The sequence below is a fragment of the Propylenella binzhouense genome (genome assembly GCF_009866965.1).
Lineage (GTDB): Bacteria > Pseudomonadota > Alphaproteobacteria > Rhizobiales > Afifellaceae > Propylenella > Propylenella binzhouense.
Genome location: NZ_SPKJ01000031.1, coordinates 19,169 through 40,119, shown reverse-complemented (window position 1 = coordinate 40,119; position 20,951 = coordinate 19,169). Strand labels below are relative to the sequence as shown.

Here is a 20,951-nt window from a genome sequence, read left to right as displayed (position 1 = left end):
GGGCGGCCTGCAAGCCGGGCGGGCCTGCTGCGGGCCCGGATTCGGGCGCCGGGGGAAGGGCGGGCGCGGTGTCCGTACCGGGCGCGGCCGGAGGCGGGGCTCCCGGCGGGAGAGCAGGCTGCTCCGTGGCGGGCGCGGCGAGGGGAGGCGGCGCTTCCGCCGAACCGGGCGGCGAACCGTGCCGGCGCAATGCGTCTTCGACCAGGCCCTCCCAGCCGCTCTGCTGCGCGCTCGCAGCCTCGGTGAGCGCCGCGATGAGCGCGGCTGCGACTAGGATCGGGGTCGTTCTCAATCTGCACTCCTCGGCTGGTGCGCACGCAGGGCGAAGTCTCGGCCGCGCGAATCGGTCCGCCTCCGGGCCGCGCTGATAGGGGCGGATCATGGCCAGAACGCGTTTTGCGGCGGAAGCCGGCCGTTCTTCCGCCCTTGAACCGGGTCTGCGCCGGGATGGCTGATCTCGATCAAAGCAGGTGCTATAAGTCTTCTTAACAAACGCGGGCGGCGGAGAGGCCGCGGGCCAATGCAGGGAGGCTCAGATGGGTTTCAGAAAGATCGCGTCAACACTTGCGGTGGCGTCGGCGCTGGCGCTCCCGGCAGGGCTCGCCGAGGCCGCCGGTACCGTGGAAGTGCTGCACTGGTGGACCTCGGGCGGCGAGGCGAAGGCGGTCGGCGAGCTGAAGAAGGCGTTCGAGGCGCAGGGCGGCAAGTGGGTCGATTCGCCGATCGCGGGCGGCGGCGGCGATGCCGCGATGACCGCGCTGCGCGCCCGGGTCGTGGCGGGCGATCCGCCGACCGCGGTCCAGCTCAAGGGACCGGGCATCCAGGAATGGGCCGAGCAGGGCGTGCTGGCCGACGTCCAGGATGTCGCCGAGCAGGAGAAATGGGACGACAAGCTGCCGAAGGTTCTCGCCGGGATCATGAAGTATGACGGCAACTACGTTGCGGCGCCCGTCAATATCCACCGGGTCGACTGGATCTGGGCCAATCCCGCCGTGCTCGCGAAGGTGGGGGCGCAGATGCCGACCACCTGGGACGAGTTCAACGCGACCGCCGACAAGCTGAAGGCGGCCGGCATCACGCCGCTCGCCCATGGCGGCCAGCCCTGGCAGGACGCCACCCTGTTCGAGGTCATTGCGCTCGGCGTGGGCGGGCCGGAATTCTACAAGAAGGCGCTGGTCGAGCTCGATCAGGACGCGCTGTCCGGCGACACCATGGTGAAAGTCTTCGACCAGCTCCGGAAGCTGCGCGGCTATGTCGACCCGAACTTCTCCGGACGCGACTGGAACCTCGCGACGGCCATGGTGATGCGCGGCGAGGCGGCGTTCCAGATCATGGGCGACTGGGCGAAGGGCGAGTTCCTCGCCGCCGGGAAGGTGCCGGGCAAGGACTTCCTCTGCGCCGCCGCCCCGGGCAAGGGCTTCATCCTGAACTCCGACAGCCTGGTCTTCTTTAAGGTCAGCGACAAGGACGAGCAGGAAGGCCAGAAGGTCCTCGCGAGCCTCACCATGTCGCCTGACTTCCAGAAGAGCTTCAACCTGGCGAAGGGCTCGATCCCGGCGAACACGACGGTGCCGCTCGACGATTTCGACGAATGCGCGAAGAAGTCCAAGGAGGACCTGCAGCAGGCGATCGCCGCCGACAGCCTGGTCCCGAGCATGGCGCACGAAATGGCGGTGTCCCGCACCGTCCGTGGCGAGTTCATGGATCTCGTCACCAACTTCTTCAATTCCGACATGAGCTCGCAGGACGCCGCGAAGAACCTCGCCGCCGCGGTGAAGCGGGGCCAGCAGCTCTAGGACAGAACTGCCCTGGCAATCATCTGGGGTCGCGCGGCTGCGCGGCCCGCTCGGGCGAGCGGAGGAGGGGGCATGTCGGCATCCGACGGGAGAGGCGGCGCGCCGGGCCTGGGGCGGCGCCTCGAAGCCTGGCTGCCGCAGATCGTCGTCTCGCCGATCTTCGCGCTCAGCTTCTTCTTCGTCTACTGCTTCATCGGCTGGACGATCTACATCTCGTTCACCAAGTCGCGGATGCTGCCGGTCTACGAGCTCGCCGGCCTGCTCCAGTACGAGCGGCTGTGGGCGACGCCGCGCTGGTACGTGGCGCTTGAGAACCTGTTCGTCTTCGGCGGCCTCTTCATCGTGGGCTGCCTCGTCATCGGGCTTGTCCTCGCGATCCTGCTCGACCAGCGCATCCGCGCCGAGGGCGTGCTGCGGACGATCTATCTCTACCCGATGGCGCTCTCCTTCATCGTCACCGGCACGGCCTGGAAATGGATCCTCAACCCCGGTCTGGGTATCGAGCGGGTGGCGCACGGCCTCGGCTTCGAGAACTTCAAGTTCGACTGGCTGATCAATCCCGACATGGCGATCTACACGATCGTGATCGCCGGCATCTGGCAGTCGTCCGGATACGTGATGGCGCTCTTCCTGGCCGGCCTGCGCTCGGTCGATGACGAGATCATCAAGGCGGCCGCAATCGACGGGGCGGGGCCCCTCCGGACCTATGCCGGCATCGTGCTCCCGATGCTCGGCCCGGTCTTCCTCTCCGCGATCATCATCCTCACCCATCTCGCTGTGAAGAGCTTCGACCTCGTGATCGCGCTCACCGGCGGCGGACCCGGCTACGCCACGGACCTGCCGGCGACCTTCATGTACGCCTATGCCTTTCAGCGGAGCGAGCTCGGGATGGCGGCGGCGAGCGCGGTCATGATGCTGGCGACCATCATGGCGATCATGGTGCCCTATCTCTACTCCGAGCTGAGGGGCGGCAACCGGTGAGCGGCCGGACCGACGACATCGTCCGGCCGAAGGGCGCGCGGCAGGCGGTCCTGCGCGTGCTCCTCTTCGTCATTCTCGGCCTCTTCGCCGCCTATTATCTCCTGCCGCTCTTCGTGATGGTGTCGACCTCGCTCAAGACGCTCGAGGAGATCCGGACGGGAACGCTGGTCAGCCTGCCCGGGACCGTCACCTTCGAGCCGTGGGCGAAGGCCTGGAGCGCGGCCTGCGTCGGCGTGAAATGCGAGGGGCTGAAGCCCTATTTCTGGAACTCGGTGCTGATCGCCGTCCCGGGCGTCGCGATCTCCACCTTCCTCGGGGCGCTCGCCGGCTACGCGCTCACCAAATGGCGCTTCCGCGGCGCCGACGTCATCTTCGGGCTGATGCTCTTCGGCGCCTTCATCCCGTTCCAGGTCATCCTCCTGCCGATGGCGCGGACGCTCGGCCTGCTCGGGCTCGCCGGCACGATCCCGGGCCTCATCCTCGTCCACGTGGTCTACGGCCTCGCCTTCACGACGCTCTTCTTCCGGAACTTCGCGGTCGGCGTGTCGGATTCGATCGTGCAGGCCGCGAAGATCGACGGCGCCGGTTTCTTCTCGATCTTCTTCCGGATCCTCGTGCCGATGGCGGTGCCGACTTTCGGGGTCACGGTGATCTGGCAGTTCACCCAGATCTGGAACGACTTCCTGTTCGGCGTCGCGTTCACTTCCAGCGATTCCAATCCGGTCACGGTCGCGCTCAACAACGTGGTGGCGACCTCCACCGGCGTGAAGGAATACAATGTCGACATGGCGGCCGCGATCCTGGCCGGCCTGCCGACGCTCCTCGTCTATGTCATTGCCGGCCGGTACTTCGTGCGCGGCCTCGCCGCCGGCGCAGTCAAGGGATAGCCATGCCGGGAGTCTCACTTCGCAACATCTGGAAGCGGTTCGGGACCACGGAGGTCCTGAAGGGGATCAGCCTCGATCTCGAGGAAGGCGAATTCGTCGTGCTGGTCGGGCCGTCGGGCTGCGGCAAGTCCACGCTCCTCAACATCGTGGCGGGGCTGGAGACGCTGAGCGAGGGGGACGTCCTGATCGGCGACAGGGTGGTCAACGACGTTCCGCCCAAGGACCGCAACATCGCCATGGTGTTCCAGTCCTATTCGCTCTACCCGACCAAGACCGTGCGCAAGAACATCACCTTCGGCATGGAGATCCGGAGGGTGGAGAAGGCGCACCAGGATGCCGCCTTGCGCTCCGTGAGCGAGCTCCTCCACATCGATCCCTATCTCGAGCGCAAGCCCGGCCAGCTCTCGGGCGGGCAGCGCCAGCGCGTCGCGATGGCGCGGGCGCTGGTGCGGGACCCGGACGTGTTCCTCTTCGACGAGCCGCTCTCCAATCTCGACGCCAAGCTGCGGATCGAGATGCGGACGGAGATCAAGAAGCTGCACAAGCGCCTGGAGAAGAGCATCATCTACGTCACGCACGACCAGATCGAGGCGATGACGCTCGCCTCGCGGATCGCCGTGATGGATGCCGGCCATATCCGGCAGTTCGCCCCGCCCGAGGAGATCTACGAAAGCCCGGCCGATCTCTTCGTCGCGAGCTTCATCGGGTCGCCGCCGATGAACATCGTGCGCGGGCGGGTCGAGCAGGACGACGGGATCAGGATTACGGTCGAGAACGACGGCGGCCCGGCGATCCGCTTCCCGGTTCCGGAGAAGTTCGCGGCGGGCGCCTCCGCCTATCTCGGCAAGGATGTCGATCTCGGCCTGCGGCCCGAGACGGTCACGGCGGAAGGCGGCCAGACCGGTTCCGACCTCTTCGCCTTCGACCGCCCGATCGAGCTCGTGGAGCCGACCGGACCGGACACGATGCTCGTCTTCGGGCTCGGCGGGCAGGAAGTGATCGCGCGCGTCCGTCCCGAGGATGCGCGGCCGGCCGGCCAGCAGTTCCGGTTCGTCGCCAATATGGCCAAGGCGAAGCTCTTCGACCCGGAGACCGGCAGACGCATCTGACCGGGGCATCTGACCGGAGGGCCGGAACGGCGTTTCCGCGGCATTCGATGCCGGCGTAAACATCTCCATAACCAGGCAGACGCTCTGATCGTGGCGCAACGAATCGGGCGCAGGGAAAGGGGAGCGGATGCCGGTGGGTCCAGACGGGGAAGCGATTGCGGGGAGCGATGTCATTCGGGATGCCGGCGAGTGGGCGAGTGCGGCGCATCGGTGGATCGCGGCGATCGTGGACGGATCCCGGTCGGCCGGCGCCCAGGAGATCGGCGGCGGCGTGCTCGTGGACCGGATCGCCGTCCCGAGCGCCTTCCTCGATGCCTTCGTCGATCAGCTCGGCACGCTTGCCAGCAATCTGAACGCCCTCATTGCGGAACAGGTGAGCGGCGACGGAGCGCCCTCGCCGCATGCCCCGGCAGTCGCGGGGCCGGGCGGGCCGCGGCCGGAATGCGAGATCATTCCGTTTGCGGGACGCTGAGGCGGTCAGGCGTTCTCGAGGCTCGATCCGGCGGACCGGCGCCTCCAACGGCGGAGGAGCGGCAATAGAAGGATGAAGGCTGTCAGCGCGATCAGCACCATGCAGATCGGCCGCGTGAAGAGGACCGAGGGATCGTCGCCGGAGAGGAGCAGCGACAGCCGCAGATTGGATTCCGCGCGGGAGCCGAGCACGACCCCGATGATGACCGGCGCGACGGCGAAGCCGAAGCGCGTCATGGCGAGGCCGATCAGCCCGAAGAGAAGGGCCAGGTAGACGTCGAACATCGAATTCTGCGCGGCGAAGCCGCCGCCGACCACCATGCAGACCACCAGCGGCAGCAGGAGCGGCTGCGGCACCCGCAGGATGTTCGCGAAGAGCCGGCTCGCCATCGCCCCGCCGAACACGATCAGCAAGGCGGAGGTCAGGAACATCTGCCACGAATAGCCGTAGACGACGACCGGCGCGTCCTTGAAGAGCTGCGGACCCGGCTGGAAGCCCTGGATCATCAGCGCGCTGAGCATCAGCGCGGCGATGGAGGAGCCCGGCACCCCGAGCGTGAGGGTGGGGATCATGGCGGCCGCATTGTCCGCGTTGTTGACGGATTCGGCGGCCGCGAGCCCTTCGGTGCTGCCTTTCCCGAAGCGCTCGGGATGTTTCGAGCTCCGCTTCGCCTCGTTGTAGGCGATGAACGCGCTGATCGTCGAGCCCGGCAGGATTCCGATCACGATCCCGATCACCGACGATTCAGCCAGACCCGCCAGACGTCGACGAAGCGCCAGATCGTTTGGCAGGCGCGTGCAGGTGGGCTGCGAAGCAGCGTGTTCACGGCAGGACGCCAGCCTCCCCGAGCCACATTCTGCGTGTGGTAACCGCATTCTCAGCGTCGGGACCCATGCTGCACACTTGCGGGCGGCAGGCAACGCCCCCCGGCAAGGGTCGCTTGACAAGGGCCCGGCGCGGGCGCGAACTCTGCATGCAACGGTGTACCTTCCCGATGGACCGCCTCCGATGCGCGAGGACCGGGCGGGATGCCGCGGAGGTTTGCGGCCCGTTATCGCCGGAAGAGCGGCAGGCCGGTCTCGGTCCGGGGAGGATCACATGCGAATTCGCCTGGGGCTTGCCGCGATTGCCGTATCGCTTGCGCTCGGCAGCGCGGCCGCGCGTGCGGAATATCCCGAGCGGCCGATAACCTTCATCGTGCCGTTCGCACCCGGCGGCACCACCGACATCGGCGTCCGCACCTGGATCCCCTACGTCGAGAAATGCCTCGGCGGCAGCATCGCCGTCGTGAACAGGCCCGGCGCCGGCGGCGAGGTCGGCTTCACGGAGCTCGCCGGCCTGAAGCCCGACGGCTACACGCTGGGCGGCCTCAACATCCCGAACGTCATTGTCGGCAGCATCAGCAAGGAGAACCCGCGCTTCACGCCGGCAAGCTTCACCTATCTCGGCACGCTCTATGGCTCGAAGGTGACGATCAACACGGGCAAGGACGCCGCGCACGACACGCTGCCGAAGCTGATCGAGGCCACGAAGTCCGGTCCGGTCAATCTCGGCATTACCAATTTCGGGAGCGATGACCACCTGATGATGCTGAGGCTGGCGAAGGCGTCCGGCTCGAATTTCAGGTTCATCCCGTTCTCCGACGCCGCCACCGTCAGGAACGCCGTCATGAGCGGAGACCTTCAGGTCGGCGGCCTCTCCCTGACCGAGGTGACGCCGTTCCAGGGCGAGCTGACGACCCTTGCCATCGCCTCGGCGGAGCGCGACCCGTCGCTGCCCGACGTCCCCACTTTCCGCGAGCAGGGATTCGACCTTGTCGGCGGGTCCAATCACGCGATCGGCGGCCCGAAGGGCATGCCGGCCGACGTGGTTGCAAAGCTCGACGGCTGCATTCAGAAGACGGCGGGCGATCCCGAGTTCGTAGCCGCAGCGCAGAAGCGGGCGCTCGTGCTCAATCCCATGACGGCCGCCGAGACGGAAGCGTGGGTGGCGAAGGAGACGGAGGCGCTCCAGGCGCTGTGGAAGAGCGATCCCTGGAAGTAGCGCGCCCGGTCCCGGCGCGATGGCTTTCGGCGTCTGCCGCCAGACTTGCAGCCCGGGCGGGCCGCGACCTGCCGCGGGCATCTGAACGTTCGGTCAAGATGAGGTCTGCCGTTATGAACTACGCGGTTTCGGTGCCATCCGGCGTCGCTCTCGAAGAGCTCCCTACCTATGTCCACCTGGCCCGCGCCTTCGCCAGGGAAGGGGTGGAGGTGAACTTCACGCTGATGGGCGACGGGAACATGCACTGGGCGACCGCGCTCGCCGAGCAGCCGGGCGTCCGGACCTACCACGTCCGGCACGAGCACTGCGCGCTCGCCATGGCGATGGGCTATTCGATCGCGAGCGGAAAGGTGGGGGTTGCCTCCGTCACCTGCGGCCCGGGCCTGACGCAGCTCTCGACGGCGCTCGCGACGGCCGCCCAGGCGCGCGTGCCGGTGGTGGTGTTTTCGGGCGACACGCCGATCAACGCCTCGTTCTACAACCAGCGTATCGACCAGGGGCCGGTCGTAACCGCGACCGGGGCGCACCACATCGCCTGCACCAGCATGAAGCGCATGCTGGAATTTGTCCGGGAGGCCTTCTACGTCGCGCGGACGGAGCGCCGTCCCGTCGTCCTCAGCGTGCCCTACGACATGCAGAAGCAGAAGCTTCCGGCGCCCCACGACTACGTGCCCTCGACCGACTACGTGCCGGACACCGGGCCGGTCGCGCCCCACCCTGCCTATGTGGAGAAGGCGGTCGACGCGATCGCCTCGGCAAGGCGCGTCGTGGTCATTGCGGGCCGCGGGGTGCTGCGTTCCGGGGCGCAGTCCCAGTGCGAGGAACTCGCCGATCTCTGCGGCGGCATGCTCGCCACCACGCTTCCCGAGCGCGGCATGTTCGACCACCATCCGTTCGGCATCGGCATTGCGGGCGGCTTCTCGCGCGACATCGGGAAGGAGCTGTTCGCGCAGGCGGATCTCGTCGTCGCCGTCGGCGCGAGCCTCCACCATTTCACCGTCGACGGCGGGACGCTCTTTCCGCAGGCGCGCGTCCTGCAGATCGACGCGCATCCGGTCGGGCTCAAGAACGGCCGCAAGGTGGCCGATCTCTTCCTGGAGGCGGACGCGAAGCTCGGCCTCGGCGCCGTCATCGCCGGCCTGAAGGAACGCGGGATCGCGCCCTCAGACTGGCGCACGCCGGAACTCGCCCGCCGCATCGCCGAGGAGCCGGCCGACAGCACCGAATTCGAGATCGAGCCCGCGACGCTCGACCCCCGCGAGGCGGTTCTGGCGCTCGACCGCGTCATCCCGAAGGACTGGGAGATCGTCAGCGGCTCGGGCCACTGCTCCTACTTCCACGCCCAGATGCGCGGCCGCAGGCCCGAGCACTTCCACACCATCCGCGAGTTCGGCGCGATCGGCAACGGCCTCTGCTATGCGATCGGCGTCGCGGTTGCGCGGCCGGACAGCCAGGTCGTGCTGATCGACGGCGACGGCGGCTTCATGATGCATGCGCAGGAGCTCGAGACCGCGCGCCGCCACGGCCTCAAGCTCCTCCTCTGCATCCTCAATGACGGCGCCTTCGGCTCCGAGATCCACAAGCTGCGCGCCGACGGGCTCGACGACAGCGGCGCGATCTTCGGGCGGGGCGATCTCGGCCGGATCGCTGAGGGATTCGGCCTGCGCGGTTCCGTCGTGACGGATGTCGGGCAGATCGAGGCGCTGATCGAGCCGTTCAAGGCAGCCGACGTCGCCGAGCTCTGGGACATCCACATTTCCGACCGGGTCACCTCGCCGACCATGCGCAAGGCGCATCCGAAGAAGCACTGAGGCGGCCGGCGCCCGCCCTCCGGATTCCGGCACGGCGTCGCCGTGCCGCCACCCGATCCGGATCCCGGCACGGCGTCGCCGTGCCGGGGCCACGCGGTCGCGGGGCCGGCCGCGCGACCGGTCAGAGGATCTTGTTCAGGATGCCGCCGCCGCTCCCGATCTGCGCGGACTGGGCGCCCGACTTGGGCCGCGCGAGCCCGAGATCGGGTTCCTCGCCGAGCGGCTGCATGGGACGGCTCGTGAACTCGCCCTTGCCGTCGAAAGACGTCCCGGAACTCCACCGGCCCTGCACGGGCTGCGCACCGTCCTTGTCGAAGCCGAGAAACGCATAGCTGAACTCCCGGTTCTCCTCGTCCTGCGGATGGCTGTTCGGGATCGGCAAGGCCTCGGCGATGCCGCCCATGTCCTCGATCGCCGCCATCCACTGGTTCTGGTGCATGGTGTCGCGCGCGATCAGGAACTGCAGCATGTCCTTCATCCCCGGATCGTCCGTCATGTTGTAGAGGCGGACGGCGAGTGCGCGGCCGGTCGACTCGGCCGTCACGTTCGCCAGCATGTCGGCCGCGCCGTTGCCGCTCGCGTAGATGTGCGACATGTCGAACGGCACGCCGGAGGCGTCCACCGGCATGGCCGCCAGGCCGCTCGAGAGGATGTGGCGCATGTTCATGCCGTTGAGGATCGCCCCGCCCACCGGATCGGCGGAGACCTCTTCCTGCAGCGAGAGAGGCGCGTCTTCGAGGTTGAGCGCGACGGCCGTGGCAAGCATCTCGATGTGGCCGAGCTCCTCGGTCGCCGTGGCGAGCAGCATGTCGCGGTACTTCTTCGGGCCGCGCATCCCCCAGGCCTGGAAGAAATACTGCATGCAAACCCGTATTTCGCCTTCGATCCCACCGATCGCCTGCTGAAGCGCTTTCGCGAACAGCGGGTTAGGCTTGTCGACTCGCACCGGATATTGAAGCTTCGGGTCGTTGTAGTACAAGATCGCCTCCTCTTTGGGGTACCTCGCTGCAATGCCCGGCAACGGGAGGCGTTCCGCCAAAGTTGAAAGCGTACATCCTGTTGGGCGCCGCGAGGAACCGCCGCGGCCGAAGCGCGACGTCGCCGCGTCACACTCTGCCGCTTGTTCCTGCCGGAGACGGTCGGGTGTTCGGCCCTGGTTCGACCCCGGGCGCGGCATGGCCGCCGGCGAGGCGCTTGCCGGCGAACGGACGGCCCGGCCGCTGCGACAGGCGTTCGCCGGTTGAATAGAGGTGGGCGGCTGCGGAAGGCCGGCTCACCTCGACGGCGACGCGCGCGCTGATCGCGGCTCTGACGATCGCTTCCGCGAGATCCTCTGCCGAGACCCGGCTGTTCGGATAGGCGTTCGCGATCCGGACCGCACATTGGCTTGCCGCCACGCAGCCCTCGGACTCGATCGCCTCCGCGATCACGCGCCTGATCTCCTCGTCGACCAGCTTCGCGACGAACTGCAAATCCGCTTCTGCCACTGTCGTCCTCTCTCCACTTCCCCATTCTTGGCGGAACGGCGCGAGCCCGGCGATAACCTTTATTAATCGGCGATTGTTTCCGCCTGTCGGTCGATGCCGCACCGGCAGTGCTTTCAAACCGTGGACGGCGCGGTAGCATGGGTCGGGACGCGCGGCGGGCGGCCGCCGCGAAGGCGGCGAGAGGCTGCGACCGGCCCCGTGTCCGAGGAAGGAGAAGTCACCGATGCACTCATCTGTTTCCCGACACGGGATGCGGCTCTCGGCATGCGCCGCCGTCGTTCTCGCCATCGGCTTCGCGGCCGAAGCGCGGGCACAGGAGGCTGTGCCGCAGAACGATCTCCTCAACGCGACGCTCTGGATGCAGGATTCGGTCGAATACAAGGCGACGGTGCTCGGCCTCTTCGCGCTCGCCCGGATCAGGCTCGACGAGGGCCTCGCCGATCCGGCCTGGACCGCGCTCCCGGAGATGCAGGGCGAGAAATTCGGCGACAGGCCGCCCGCCATCATCGTCGATCTGGACGAGACGGTCCTCGACAACAACAGGTACCAAGCGTCTCTCGTCACCCGCCGGACCGACTTCAGCTCGAAGGAGTGGACGAAGTACGTCAACGACAAGGTGACGGATGCGGTGATCGGCGCCGTGGACTTCGCCAAATACGCCGATGCGAAGGGCGTCAAGGTCTTCTACGTCTCGAACCGCACGAAGGAGGAGGAGCCGGCGACGGCCGAGAACATGGCGGCGCTCGGCTTCCCGATGGGCGGCAATGTCGACACGATCCTTGCCCGCGGCGAAAGGCCGGACTGGAAGTCGGCGAAGGAGAGCCGCATGAAGGTGGTCGCGGACGGCTACCGCGTCCTCCTCGTCATGGGCGATAATCTCGCCGACTTCACCGACAAAGCGAGCGGCACGCGCGCCGAGCGCAACGCCGTCCTCGAGGCCGACATGGCCCATTGGGGCAAGGACTGGATCATGTTCCCGAATCCGGAATACGGGTCGTGGGAATCCTCCGCCTTCGGCGGCGACTACAAGAAGTCCGCCGACGAGCGCCGCAAGATGAAGATCGAGGCGCTCAAGGCATGGGAGCCGAAGTCCTGACCGGCCGCTGACCGGGCGGCTCAGTCCCTCAGCTGCTCGCGGGCCTCGATCCGGGCCCGGCTCCGCTCCGGGTCCGCTTCCGTCACGGCCGCCACGATCGCCTCGACGAGGACGAGGAGCGCGGCGTTCGAGTCCCACACGGACGGCGCGGCGATCCGCGCCGGCAGCACGTGGGCCGCGATCCGCGCGACGGGGGAGAGCCACTGGTCCGTCAGGAGCACGATCGTCGCGCCGAGGCGGGCGGCGGCCTCCGCCAGCCCGACGAGGTCGTCCTGGTAGCGGCGGACGTCGAAGACGACGAGGATGTCGCGCCGTCCGAAGCCCATCAGATGGTCGCGCCAGTTGCCGGGCTGGCCCTCCACGTGGCTCACGGCCGGGCGGAGGATTCGGAGATGCGCCGCCATGTAGCGTGCGAGCGGATCGGTGAAGCGGCCTCCGATCAGGTGGATGGGGCGCCTGGCGTCCGCGAGGAGGTCGACGATTGCCCGGAATTCCGTCGGCGGCAGGCTGTCGAAGGTGGCGGCGACGTTCGCGCAGGCAGCTTCCGCGAAAGCCATGTGGGGCGGGCCGCCGGCCGGCCGCCCGCCGGCGAGCCCGTGCTTGGCGAGCGGGGTCTCGATCTGTGCCTCGAGTTCCTCGCGCAGCCGCCGCTGGAACTCCGCATAGCTCGAGAAGCCGAGCCTCGCCGTGAAGCGCAGGATCGTGGGCGGGCTGACGCCGGCGCTCTCCGCGAACTCCGCCACCGTGGAAAGCCCGAGCACGGGAAAGCGGGCGAGGAGCGCGCGCGCGACCTTCCGCTCCGCGGGCGTCATCCCATCCGCGCGCGCCCTGATCCCTTCCACGATGCTCGCCATGACGGCCGCCCTTTTGCGGATGCGAAGGCTTGATTGACAGCCGGGTAACGGCCTGTAACAAATAGCACGGCTGCGCACCGAGTGCGCATGGATGTAACAAACGATCCAGAGGCCGGCAGCGTGGCGGTCGCCGTTCGTGCGCACGAGGCGGAAAGGTTCGAGCCGGTCGTCGAGAACGGCGGCGGAACCTCGCGCTTCGTCCTCCTCTGCGATCACGCCAGCAATGCCTGTCCGCCCGGCTTGGGCGATCTCGGCCTGGCCCAGGCGGACTGGCAGGCGCACATCGCCTGGGACCCGGGAGCGCTCGCCGTGGCGCGGCGTCTTTCGCGCCTGCTCGATGCGCCGCTCGTCCATGCCGCCGTCTCCCGCCTGGTTCTCGACTGCAACCGGGCCCCGGACGCGCGCGATCTCGTGCCGGCATTTTCGGGTGGCATCCGGATTGCAGGAAACGAGGGGTTGCCGCCGGAGGAGCGCGCCCGGAGGATCGCTGCCGTGCACGAGCCCTACCATGACGGGATCGAGCGGGTCCTTGCGGCGAGGCTCGCCGCCGGCTCGGAGACCGCGCTCGTCGCGGTCCACAGCTTCACCCCGGTCCTCGGCGGCGTCGCGCGGCCCTGGCATGTCGGCATCCTCTTCGGCCGGGACCGGCGTCTGGCGGATCGCTGCCTCGCCACGCTGCGGGCGGAGCCCGGCCTGGTGGTCGGGGAGAACGAGCCCTATTCGCCGCGCGACGGGGTCTACTACACGCTCGGCCGCCACGGCGAGGCGCGCGGGCTGCCGAGCGTCATGATCGAGATCCGCAACGATCTCATCGCCGAGGAGGAGGGCCAGGCGTCCTGGGCGGAAAGGATCGCCCGCGCCCTCGATGGCGAGGGAGCGGGACATGCCTGACGCGATCCGGCGCTATGTCCGCTGCGTCGACGCCTTCAACCGGCTGGTCGGCCGGTTCGCCATGCATCTCCTCTTCGTCATGGGCGCCGTCCTCCTTTATGCGACGGCCTCGCGCGTGATCGCGGGCGCTCCCGTCAACTGGGCGCTCGAAATGTCCCAGTTCCTGCTCTCCGCCTATTACCTGCTGGGCGGCGCCTATTCGATGCAGGAGAACGCCCATGTGCGGATGGACCTCGCCTACGGCCGCATGACGCCGCGCGCCCGGGCGGTCACCGACGGCATCACCATCCTTTTCGTGATCCTCTATCTGGTCGTGCTGTTCGCGGGCGGAATTTCCTCGACGAACTACGCGCTCCAGTACGGCCAGAAGAACTATACCGCCTGGGGGCCGGTCCTCTGGCCGGTCAAGGTGGTGATGACGATCGGCATCTTCCTGATGCTGCTCCAGGCGCTCTCCACCTTCTTCAAGGATGTTGCCGCGGCGCGCGGCAGGCCGATCGCATGAGTTCGGAGCTCATCACCCTCTTCATGTTCGCCACGATGATGGTGCTGCTCATGACGGGCCAGCGCGTCTTCGGGGTGATCGGCTTCGTGGGCACGGCGGCCGCGCTCTGGCTGTGGGGCGAAGGCTCCTTCGAGATGCCCTTCAACGCCAGCTTCCAGGTCCTGAACTGGTACCCGCTCATCACCGTGCCGTTCTTCGTGTTTATGGGCTACATGCTCTCCGAATCCGGCATCGCGTCGAACCTCTACCGGATGTTCCACGTCTGGTTCGGGCCGATCCAGGGCGGTCTGGCGCTCGGCACGATCGGGCTCATGGTGCTGATAGCCGCCATGAACGGGCTCTCGGTCGCCGGGATGGCGATCGGGGCGACGGTCGCGCTACCCGAGCTCCTGAAGCGCGGCTACGACAAGGTGATGGTGACCGGCGTCATCCAGGCCGGCAGCTCGCTCGGCATCCTCATCCCGCCGAGCGTCGTGCTCGTCCTCTATGCCATGATCGCGCGCCAGCCCGTGCTGCAGCTCTGGCTCGCCGGCATCCTGCCCGGGCTCCTGATGGCCGTGATCTTCGGCGCCTACATCTACATACGCTGCCGGCTCAACCCGGCGCTCGGGCCCGCGCTCCCGGCCGAGGAGCGCGCCCGCATCACCCGGGCGGAGAAGTTCGCACTCCTCGGCCAGGGCGTGCTGCCGCTCTTCATCTTCGGCACCATGATGGCGCTTTTCATGACCGGCGTGACGTCGCTGGTGGAGAGCTCGGCGGTCGGCGCGCTTCTCGCCTCGCTGGCCGCTCTCTTTTCCGGCCGGCTCACGCGCGGCGTGCTGGAGGATACCACCAGGAACACGCTCCTTATCAGCTGCATGTTCCTCTGGATCATCCTCGCCGCGCTCTGCTTCAGCGCGGTCTATGACGGGCTCGGCGCCGTCCGCGCGATCGAGAACCTCCTTCTCCACACCTGGGACCTCGAGCCGTGGATGGTGCTGATCCTGATGCTCCTGTCCTTCGTCGTGATGGGCACCTTCCTGGACGACACGGCGATGCTCGTGATCGTCGCGCCGCTCTACATTCCGCTCGTCGTGAAGCTCGGGTTCAACCCGATCTGGTTCGGCGTTCTCTACACGATCACCTGCCAGATCGCGTACATCACGCCTCCGTTCGGCTACAATCTCTTCCTGATGCGCGCGCTGGCGCCGCCGGAGATCACGCTGGTGGACATCTACCGCTCCATCGCGCCGTTCTTCGTGCTTATGCTGATCGCGCTCGTCATCATCATGGCGTTTCCGCAGATCGCGCTCTGGCTGCCCGAGCTCTATTCCGGGCGGCGAGGCTGAGAAGCCGCGGAGGCGGGCGTTCCGGTCGGAGAGGCGTCCGGCGCAGGAGGGCCCGGTAGGGGTCGGGGCGAGGAGGGTACGCCCCGGGTTTTCAGGAGGGAGAGTGTCAGATGACGATCGACAATCCGTTCAGTAAGCGCGAATTCCTGAAGAAGGCCGGTGTCGTCACGGCGGGGGCCGCGGCGGGCACGCTCGCAGCCCCTTACGTGAAGGCGCAGAGCCCCATCCGCTGGCGGCTCCAGACCTATGCGGGCCCGGCACTTTCCGAGCATGTGGTTAAGAACTCGATCGACTGGTTCAACGAGGCCGCCGACGGCGAGATGGTGATCGAGCTCTACACGGCCGACCAGCTCGTGCCGCAGGGCGAGCTCTTCCGCGCCGTGCAGGCCGGCACCATCGACGCCGCCCAGAGCGACGACGATTCCGCGGCGGCTCCCGTCGACGTGAAGGTGTTCGGGGCCTACTTCCCCTTCGCCTCGCGCTATTCGCTCGACGTGCCGGCGCTCTGGCACTGGTACGGCCTCAAGGAGATCTGGGAAGAGGCCTATGCCGAGATCGACGGCGTGACCTGGCTGAGCACCGGATCCTGGGACCCCTGCAATTTCGGCACGACCAAGCCGATCCGCTCGGTCGCCGACCTGAAGGGTCTCCGCGTCTACACCTTCCCGACCGGCGGGCAGTTCATGGCGCAGTTCGGCGTGGTGCCGGTATCGCTGCCCTACGAGGATGTCGCGCCTGCGATCCAGACCGGCGAGCTGGACGGGGTCTGCTGGTGCGGCATCACCGAGATGCACACGGTCGGCTGGGCCGACGTGGTGAAGTACTTCCTCACCAATCCGATCTCGGGCGCCTGGGCGGGCTCCTATTTCGTCAACACGGAGAAGTGGAACGCGCTGCCGCCGCACCTGCAGCGCCTCTACCGCATGGCGATCGACAGCTCGCACTACTACCGGCTGCACTGGTATTGGGCCGGCGAGGCGAAGTACCGGAACGAGGGCAAGCTGGAGCTGACCTCGATCCCCGAGCCGGAATGGCGGACGGTCGAGGAGGCGGCCGCCAAGTTCTGGGAGGAGATCGCCTCGCAGAGCCCGCGCAGCGCCAAGGTCGTGGAGATCCTGAAGAAGTACAATTCCGCCATGGAGAAGGCAGGGCCTCCGTACCGCTACGCCTGAGCGGCGCCGGTCTCCGCCGGCCGGGCGTCCGCCCGGCCGGTTCTCGTGCAGCGGATCGACGCCAGGAAGCGCGTCACGAATCCCGGGGTGGACGTCGATGAAGGGAATGCTGTCGCTCTCCGAGCTCGCCGGCGCGGTCGCGGGCGGCACGATCGACACCGTGCTCGTCTGCTTCACGGACATGCAGGGCCGGCTCATCGGCAAGCGCTTCCAGGCGGAGTATTTCCTCGACGGCGCCTATGAGGAGACGCATGCCTGCGACTACCTCCTCGCCAACGACATCGACATGGAGCCGGTGCCCGGCTACGCCGCCGCCAACTGGCGGAAGGGCTACGGCGACTTCGTCATGAAGCCGGACCTCTCGACGCTCAGGGTCGTGCCCTGGCTCCCCGCGACGGCTCTGGTGCTTTGCGACGTGCTCGACCATCACACGCACAGGCCCGTGCCGCACAGCCCGCGCGCGATGCTGCGGCACCAGCTCGACCGGCTCGCCGCGAAGGGCTGGCAGGCCTTCTTCGCCTCGGAGCTCGAGTTCTATCTCTTCGACGAGACGTATGAGACCGCCGCGGCCAAGCGCTATGCCGACCTCCGGACCGCCGGCGCCTACATCCAGGATTACCACGTCCTCCAGACCACGAAGGAGGAGGAGGTCATGCGGGCGATCCGCAGGGGCCTCGAGGCGGCCGGCATCCCGGTCGAGAACTCCAAGGGCGAATGGGGGCCCGGCCAGGAGGAGATCAACGTCCGCTACGCGCCGGCGCTCGCCATGGCGGACCGCCACGTGATCCTGAAGAACGGGGTCAAGGAGATCGCGTGGCTGAAGGGCAAGGCCGTCACCTTCATGGCCAAATGGGCCTACGATCTGGCCGGCTCTTCCTGCCACATCCACGCTTCGCTCTGGGACCGCGCCGGCGAGCGGCCGCTCTTCTACGACGAGGCGGCCGATTTCGGCATGTCCCCGCTCATGCGGCGCTTCATGGCCGGCCAGCTCAGACATGCCGGCGAGATCACGTGGTTCCTGGCCCCTTACGTGAACTCCTACAAGCGCTTCCAGGTCGGCACCTTCGCCCCGACCAAGGCGATCTGGAGCCGCGACAACAGGACCGCCGGCTTCAGGCTCTGCGGCGAGCACTCTAAGGCGATCCGCACCGAATGCCGGATTGGCGGCGCCGATCTCAATCCGTATCTGGCCTTTGCGGCTCTCCTTGCAGCCGGCCTCGCCGGCATCGAGGAGGAGCTCGAACTGCCGCCGCCCTTCGCGGGCGACGCCTATCGCGAGGAGGGGCTGGCCGACGTGCCGAAAACCTTGCGCGAGGCGGCCGCTCTGATGGACGGATCGGATATGCTGCGCGCCGCCTTCGGGGACGAGGTCGTCGACCATTACGTCCACACGGCGAAGTGGGAGCAGTTCGAATATGATCGCAGGATCACCGACTGGGAGCTGAAGCGCGGCTTCGAGCGGTATTGAGGCCGGCGGAGCGCGACGAGGGAACGAATCCCTTGACCGAGACCGATGAGAAGCCGATCGGTGGAGCGGAACCGTGTGCGGCCGGAGCGGGCATGCGAAAGCCGGACCGGAAGCTGCTCATCCGCTGTTCGGCGCCATGAAGGGCTGACCTGGATCGCGCCGGCCAGGGACCTCGCGGCCGCCGCTTTTCCCGAATGCCCTGACCTCATGGATGCGACATGCCGGCGGATGGAGGACGCGATGCCGAGAGCGGGAAAGACCACGCCGTGACCACGATCAGGATCATCTCGCCCGTCGACGGGTCCGTCTATGCCGAACGGCCGGTCGCCGCGGATTCCGAACTCGACCGGGCGGTCGTCCGCGCCCGCGCCGCGCAGGCGGACTGGGCGCGCGCGCCGGTCGCCGAGCGGGTCCGCCTCTGCCTCGCCGCGCTCGATGCGCTCCTTGCGATGAATGTCGAGATCGTGCCGGAGCTCGCCTGGCAGATGGGCCGCCCGGTCCGCTACGGCGGCGAGAAGCGCGGCGTCGAGGAGCGCATCCGCTACATGGGGTCGATCGCCGAGGCCTCGCTCGCCCCGGTCGTGCCCGCCGAGATCGCAGGCTTCCGCCGCTATGTGAAGCGCGAGCCGCTCGGGCTCGTCTTCGTCGTCGCCCCCTGGAACTATCCCTATCTCACCGCCGTCAACAGCATCTTTCCCGCGCTGATGGCCGGCAATGCCGTGCTGCTGAAGCATGCCTCGCAGACCCTTCTCGTCGGGGAGCGGTTCCAGGCGGCCTTCGACGACGCCGGCCTGCCCGCGGGCCTCTTCAGCAACCTCGTGCTCTCGCACGACCAGACCGAGCGACTGATCGCGTCCGGACGCGTGGATCACGTCGCCTTCACCGGATCCGTCGCGGGCGGGCGGGCGATCGAGCGCGCCGCGGCGGGAACCTTCGCGAGCCTCGGCCTCGAGCTCGGCGGCAAGGACCCGGCCTATGTGCGCGCGGACGCGAAGCTCGACCATGCGATCGAGAACCTGGTCGACGGCGCGTTCTACAATAGCGGGCAGAGCTGCTGCGGCATCGAGCGCATCTATGTGCATCGGGAGGTCTACAAGCCGTTCGTCGAAGGCTTCGTCGACCTCGCGCGGCAATACCGCGTCGGCGATCCGCTCGATCCGGACGTGACGCTCGGGCCGATGGCGCAGGCGCGCTTCGCCGACCATGTGCGCGAGCAGATTGCGGAGGCGCGGCGGAAGGGGGCGCGCGCCGAGATCGGCAGCGCCGTTGCCGGCGACCGCCCGGGCTCGCCCTATATCGGGCCGGAGGTCCTGACGAATGTCGACCACCAGATGAGCGTCATGCGCGAGGAGAGCTTCGGGCCCGTCGTCGGCATCATGCCGGTGCACGATGACGAGGAGGCGGTCGCGCTGATGAACGACAGCGCCTACGGCCTGACGGCCTCGGTCTGGACCCGCGATGCCGACGAGGCCGCGGCGATCGGCGACGGGATCGAGACGGGCACGGTCTTCATGAACCGCTGCGACTATCTCGATCCCGCGCTGGTCTGGACGGGCGTGAAGGACACCGGGCGGGGTGCAGCGCTCTCGCGCTTCGGCTTCGAGGCGCTGACCCGTCCGAAATCGTATCATTTCCGGCTGGGGACCTAGCGATTCCCGGCCGCATGCGGGAAACATGCGGGAATTATCCGAGGCCGGACACACAGCCGTATCCAATCGTACACAAAATCTGCTATTATAAGTCAGCTAAAAGTCAGGGGTCCGGGGGGTCATGGTGCAGTTGGCGGCGAACTGGAATTATCCCACCACCGTCCGCTTCGGCACCGGGCGCATCGCCGAACTCGCCGAAGCCTGCCGGTCGGCGGGCATCGCGCGGCCCCTCCTCGTCACCGATCCGGTGCTCCGGCCGCTCCCGATCACGGCCCGCGCCCTCGACGTCCTCCGTCTCGCCGGCACCGAAGCCGGCATCTTTTCCGACGTCAAGCCCAATCCGGTCGAGTCGAACCTCGTCGCCGGCGTCGAGGCGTTCCGCGCCGGCGGCCATGACGGCGTGGTCGCATTCGGCGGCGGCAGCGCCCTCGACGTCGGCAAGCTGATCGCCTTCATGGTGGGGCAGAGCCGGCCGGTCTGGGACTTCGAGGATATCGGCGACTGGTGGACGCGCGCCGATCCGGCCGGCATCGCGCCGATCATCGCAGTGCCGACGACGGCGGGGACGGGCTCGGAAGTCGGCCGCGCCGGCGTCATTACCGACGAGGCGACCCATACCAAGAAGGTGATCTTCCATCCGAAGATGATGCCGACCACCGTCATCTGCGATCCGGAGCTGACGGTCGGGATGCCGCCGCGCATCACCGCCGGGACCGGCATGGACGCGCTCGCGCACTGCCTCGAGGCCTATTGCGCGCCGGCCTTCCACCCGATGGCCGACGGCATCGCGGTGGAGGGCATGCGCCTCGTCTTCGACAGCCTGCCGAGAGCGGTCGCCGACGGCTCCGACATTCCCGCGCGCGCCCACATGATGGCCGCCGCGGCGATGGGAGCGACCGCGTTCCAGAAGGGCCTCGGCGCCATCCATGCGCTCTCCCATCCGGTCGGCGCGCTCTACGACACCCATCACGGCATGACCAACGCCGTCTTCATGCCCTATGTGCTGGCGTTCAACCGCGAGGCCATCACGCCGAAGATCAAGCGGGCGGCCGGCTATCTCGGCATCGCCGACGGATATGACGGGTTCCTGACGGCGGTGCTTGCGCTCCGCGCCGCGATCGGCGTGCCGGACACGCTCGCCGATTTCGGCCTCGACGGTTCGGACCGGCAGCGGATCGCCGAAATGGCCGTCGTCGATCCGACCGCCGGCGGCAATCCGGTCGCCCTCACGGTCGACGGGGCGCTGGCGATTTTCGACGCCGCGATGACGGGCGATCTCGGCCGCGCGGCCGTTTGACCGGGCACGTCGCCCCATCGTGATTTTGCGATTGCAGCATCGGCTTCGGCCGTCTACTGGACACACGCGGCCGATCCGCTAATTTCTCGCTGTCGTTCCGCGCAT

At 67.9% G+C, this 20,951-nt stretch carries 19 protein-coding genes and 1 pseudogene; 15 read left to right on the top strand and 5 right to left on the bottom strand.

The window, feature by feature from the left end:
- Nucleotides 1-292 (bottom strand): annotated as a pseudogene (locus E4O86_RS23195) (hypothetical protein); the annotation flags it as partial.
- Nucleotides 293-536: 244 nt separating this feature from the next.
- Here E4O86_RS23195 and E4O86_RS10925 point away from each other — a divergent pair.
- The 5 genes from E4O86_RS10925 to E4O86_RS10905 all read left to right on the top strand — a co-directional run bounded on the left by E4O86_RS10925 (nt 537) and on the right by E4O86_RS10905 (nt 5,245).
- On the top strand, nt 537-1,796 hold the full coding sequence (locus E4O86_RS10925) for an ABC transporter substrate-binding protein (RefSeq protein ID WP_161140572.1): 1,260 nt from the start codon (nt 537-539) through the stop codon (nt 1,794-1,796).
- A 72-nt stretch (nt 1,797-1,868) separates the two neighbouring features.
- Nucleotides 1,869-2,777: a carbohydrate ABC transporter permease gene (locus E4O86_RS10920; RefSeq protein ID WP_161140571.1), complete on the top strand. Its 909-nt coding sequence runs from the start codon at nt 1,869-1,871 to the stop codon at nt 2,775-2,777.
- Complete coding sequence (locus E4O86_RS10915; protein ID WP_161140570.1) at nt 2,774-3,664, top strand: ABC transporter permease subunit; 891 nt, start codon at nt 2,774-2,776, stop codon at nt 3,662-3,664. The genes E4O86_RS10920 and E4O86_RS10915 overlap by 4 nt, the downstream gene beginning before the upstream one ends.
- Before the next feature lie 2 nt (nt 3,665-3,666).
- Nucleotides 3,667-4,773: an ABC transporter ATP-binding protein gene (locus E4O86_RS10910; RefSeq protein ID WP_161140569.1), complete on the top strand. Its 1,107-nt coding sequence runs from the start codon at nt 3,667-3,669 to the stop codon at nt 4,771-4,773.
- Nucleotides 4,774-4,900: 127 nt separating this feature from the next.
- Nucleotides 4,901-5,245: a hypothetical protein gene (locus tag E4O86_RS10905; RefSeq protein ID WP_161140568.1), complete on the top strand. Its 345-nt coding sequence runs from the start codon at nt 4,901-4,903 to the stop codon at nt 5,243-5,245.
- Nucleotides 5,246-5,250: 5 nt separating this feature from the next.
- Here the strand turns inward: E4O86_RS10905 and E4O86_RS10900 are convergent, their stop codons facing one another.
- Nucleotides 5,251-5,982 carry a tripartite tricarboxylate transporter permease gene (locus E4O86_RS10900; protein ID WP_161140567.1) on the bottom strand — a complete coding sequence of 244 codons (732 nt, stop codon included), beginning with the start codon at nt 5,980-5,982 and terminating at the stop codon, nt 5,251-5,253.
- A gap of 361 nt (nt 5,983-6,343) precedes the next feature.
- Here E4O86_RS10900 and E4O86_RS10895 point away from each other — a divergent pair, with 361 nt between their 5' ends.
- Both E4O86_RS10895 and E4O86_RS10890 read left to right on the top strand, forming a co-directional pair.
- Nucleotides 6,344-7,288, top strand: a complete 945-nt coding sequence (locus E4O86_RS10895; RefSeq protein ID WP_161140566.1) for a tripartite tricarboxylate transporter substrate binding protein — start codon at nt 6,344-6,346, stop codon at nt 7,286-7,288.
- Between the two features lie 113 nt (nt 7,289-7,401).
- Nucleotides 7,402-9,099 (top strand): thiamine pyrophosphate-binding protein, encoded by a 1,698-nt coding sequence (locus E4O86_RS10890; protein WP_161140565.1) that lies wholly within the window; start codon nt 7,402-7,404, stop codon nt 9,097-9,099.
- A gap of 121 nt (nt 9,100-9,220) precedes the next feature.
- Here E4O86_RS10890 and E4O86_RS10885 read toward each other — a convergent pair whose 3' ends face one another.
- Together E4O86_RS10885 and E4O86_RS10880 are read right to left on the bottom strand one after the other, a co-directional pair.
- A complete protein-coding gene (locus E4O86_RS10885; RefSeq protein WP_161140564.1) occupies nt 9,221-10,078 on the bottom strand; it encodes a manganese catalase family protein in 858 nt (285 codons plus the stop codon).
- Nucleotides 10,079-10,205: 127 nt separating this feature from the next.
- Nucleotides 10,206-10,586 carry a hypothetical protein gene (locus E4O86_RS10880; RefSeq protein ID WP_161140563.1) on the bottom strand — a complete coding sequence of 127 codons (381 nt, stop codon included), beginning with the start codon at nt 10,584-10,586 and terminating at the stop codon, nt 10,206-10,208.
- A 223-nt stretch (nt 10,587-10,809) separates the two neighbouring features.
- Between E4O86_RS10880 and E4O86_RS10875 the strand changes: the two genes are divergently transcribed.
- Entirely contained in the window at nt 10,810-11,682 is an 873-nt protein-coding gene (locus E4O86_RS10875) for a 5'-nucleotidase, lipoprotein e(P4) family (protein ID WP_205520828.1), read from the top strand.
- A 20-nt stretch (nt 11,683-11,702) separates the two neighbouring features.
- On the opposite strand, the gene E4O86_RS10870 is transcribed toward E4O86_RS10875, so the two are convergent.
- Nucleotides 11,703-12,536 (bottom strand): MurR/RpiR family transcriptional regulator, encoded by an 834-nt coding sequence (locus E4O86_RS10870; RefSeq protein WP_161140562.1) that lies wholly within the window; start codon nt 12,534-12,536, stop codon nt 11,703-11,705.
- 87 nt (nt 12,537-12,623) lie between these two features.
- Between E4O86_RS10870 and E4O86_RS10865 the strand changes: the two genes are divergently transcribed.
- The 7 genes from E4O86_RS10865 (at nt 12,624) to E4O86_RS10835 (ending at nt 20,846) form a co-directional block, all read left to right on the top strand.
- A complete protein-coding gene (locus tag E4O86_RS10865) occupies nt 12,624-13,427 on the top strand; it encodes an N-formylglutamate amidohydrolase (RefSeq protein WP_161140561.1) in 804 nt (267 codons plus the stop codon).
- Complete coding sequence (locus E4O86_RS10860) at nt 13,420-13,932, top strand: TRAP transporter small permease subunit (protein WP_161140560.1); 513 nt, start codon at nt 13,420-13,422, stop codon at nt 13,930-13,932. The genes E4O86_RS10865 and E4O86_RS10860 overlap by 8 nt, the downstream gene beginning before the upstream one ends.
- On the top strand, nt 13,929-15,260 hold the full coding sequence (locus E4O86_RS10855; protein ID WP_161140559.1) for a TRAP transporter large permease: 1,332 nt from the start codon (nt 13,929-13,931) through the stop codon (nt 15,258-15,260). Before E4O86_RS10860 ends, E4O86_RS10855 begins: the two co-directional genes overlap by 4 nt.
- Before the next feature lie 110 nt (nt 15,261-15,370).
- Entirely contained in the window at nt 15,371-16,432 is a 1,062-nt protein-coding gene (locus E4O86_RS10850; RefSeq protein ID WP_161140558.1) for a TRAP transporter substrate-binding protein, read from the top strand.
- 97 nt (nt 16,433-16,529) lie between these two features.
- Nucleotides 16,530-17,900, top strand: coding sequence for a glutamine synthetase family protein (locus E4O86_RS10845; RefSeq protein ID WP_161140557.1), 1,371 nt, complete (start codon nt 16,530-16,532; stop codon nt 17,898-17,900).
- Between the two features lie 218 nt (nt 17,901-18,118).
- Nucleotides 18,119-19,549 (top strand): aldehyde dehydrogenase family protein, encoded by a 1,431-nt coding sequence (locus tag E4O86_RS10840; protein ID WP_161140556.1) that lies wholly within the window; start codon nt 18,119-18,121, stop codon nt 19,547-19,549.
- Nucleotides 19,550-19,670: 121 nt separating this feature from the next.
- Nucleotides 19,671-20,846 carry an iron-containing alcohol dehydrogenase gene (locus tag E4O86_RS10835; RefSeq protein ID WP_161140555.1) on the top strand — a complete coding sequence of 392 codons (1,176 nt, stop codon included), beginning with the start codon at nt 19,671-19,673 and terminating at the stop codon, nt 20,844-20,846.
- Nucleotides 20,847-20,951: the final 105 nt, after the last annotated feature.

Bases quoted from the DNA above. Each gene is read 5' to 3' on its own strand.
- E4O86_RS10925 (WP_161140572.1), top strand. From the start codon at position 537: ATGGGTTTCAGAAAGATCGCGTCAACACTTGCGGTGGCGTCGGCGCTG.
- E4O86_RS10920 (WP_161140571.1), top strand. From the start codon at position 1,869: ATGTCGGCATCCGACGGGAGAGGCGGCGCGCCGGGCCTGGGGCGGCGC.
- E4O86_RS10910 (WP_161140569.1), top strand. From the start codon at position 3,667: ATGCCGGGAGTCTCACTTCGCAACATCTGGAAGCGGTTCGGGACCACG.
- E4O86_RS10905 (WP_161140568.1), top strand. From the start codon at position 4,901: ATGCCGGTGGGTCCAGACGGGGAAGCGATTGCGGGGAGCGATGTCATT.
- E4O86_RS10895 (WP_161140566.1), top strand. From the start codon at position 6,344: ATGCGAATTCGCCTGGGGCTTGCCGCGATTGCCGTATCGCTTGCGCTC.
- E4O86_RS10890 (WP_161140565.1), top strand. From the start codon at position 7,402: ATGAACTACGCGGTTTCGGTGCCATCCGGCGTCGCTCTCGAAGAGCTC.
- E4O86_RS10875 (WP_205520828.1), top strand. From the start codon at position 10,810: ATGCACTCATCTGTTTCCCGACACGGGATGCGGCTCTCGGCATGCGCC.
- E4O86_RS10870 (WP_161140562.1), bottom strand. From the start codon at position 12,536: ATGGCGAGCATCGTGGAAGGGATCAGGGCGCGCGCGGATGGGATGACG.
- E4O86_RS10865 (WP_161140561.1), top strand. From the start codon at position 12,624: ATGGATGTAACAAACGATCCAGAGGCCGGCAGCGTGGCGGTCGCCGTT.
- E4O86_RS10860 (WP_161140560.1), top strand. From the start codon at position 13,420: ATGCCTGACGCGATCCGGCGCTATGTCCGCTGCGTCGACGCCTTCAAC.
- E4O86_RS10855 (WP_161140559.1), top strand. From the start codon at position 13,929: ATGAGTTCGGAGCTCATCACCCTCTTCATGTTCGCCACGATGATGGTG.
- E4O86_RS10850 (WP_161140558.1), top strand. From the start codon at position 15,371: ATGACGATCGACAATCCGTTCAGTAAGCGCGAATTCCTGAAGAAGGCC.
- E4O86_RS10845 (WP_161140557.1), top strand. From the start codon at position 16,530: ATGAAGGGAATGCTGTCGCTCTCCGAGCTCGCCGGCGCGGTCGCGGGC.
- E4O86_RS10840 (WP_161140556.1), top strand. From the start codon at position 18,119: ATGCCGGCGGATGGAGGACGCGATGCCGAGAGCGGGAAAGACCACGCC.
- E4O86_RS10835 (WP_161140555.1), top strand. From the start codon at position 19,671: ATGGTGCAGTTGGCGGCGAACTGGAATTATCCCACCACCGTCCGCTTC.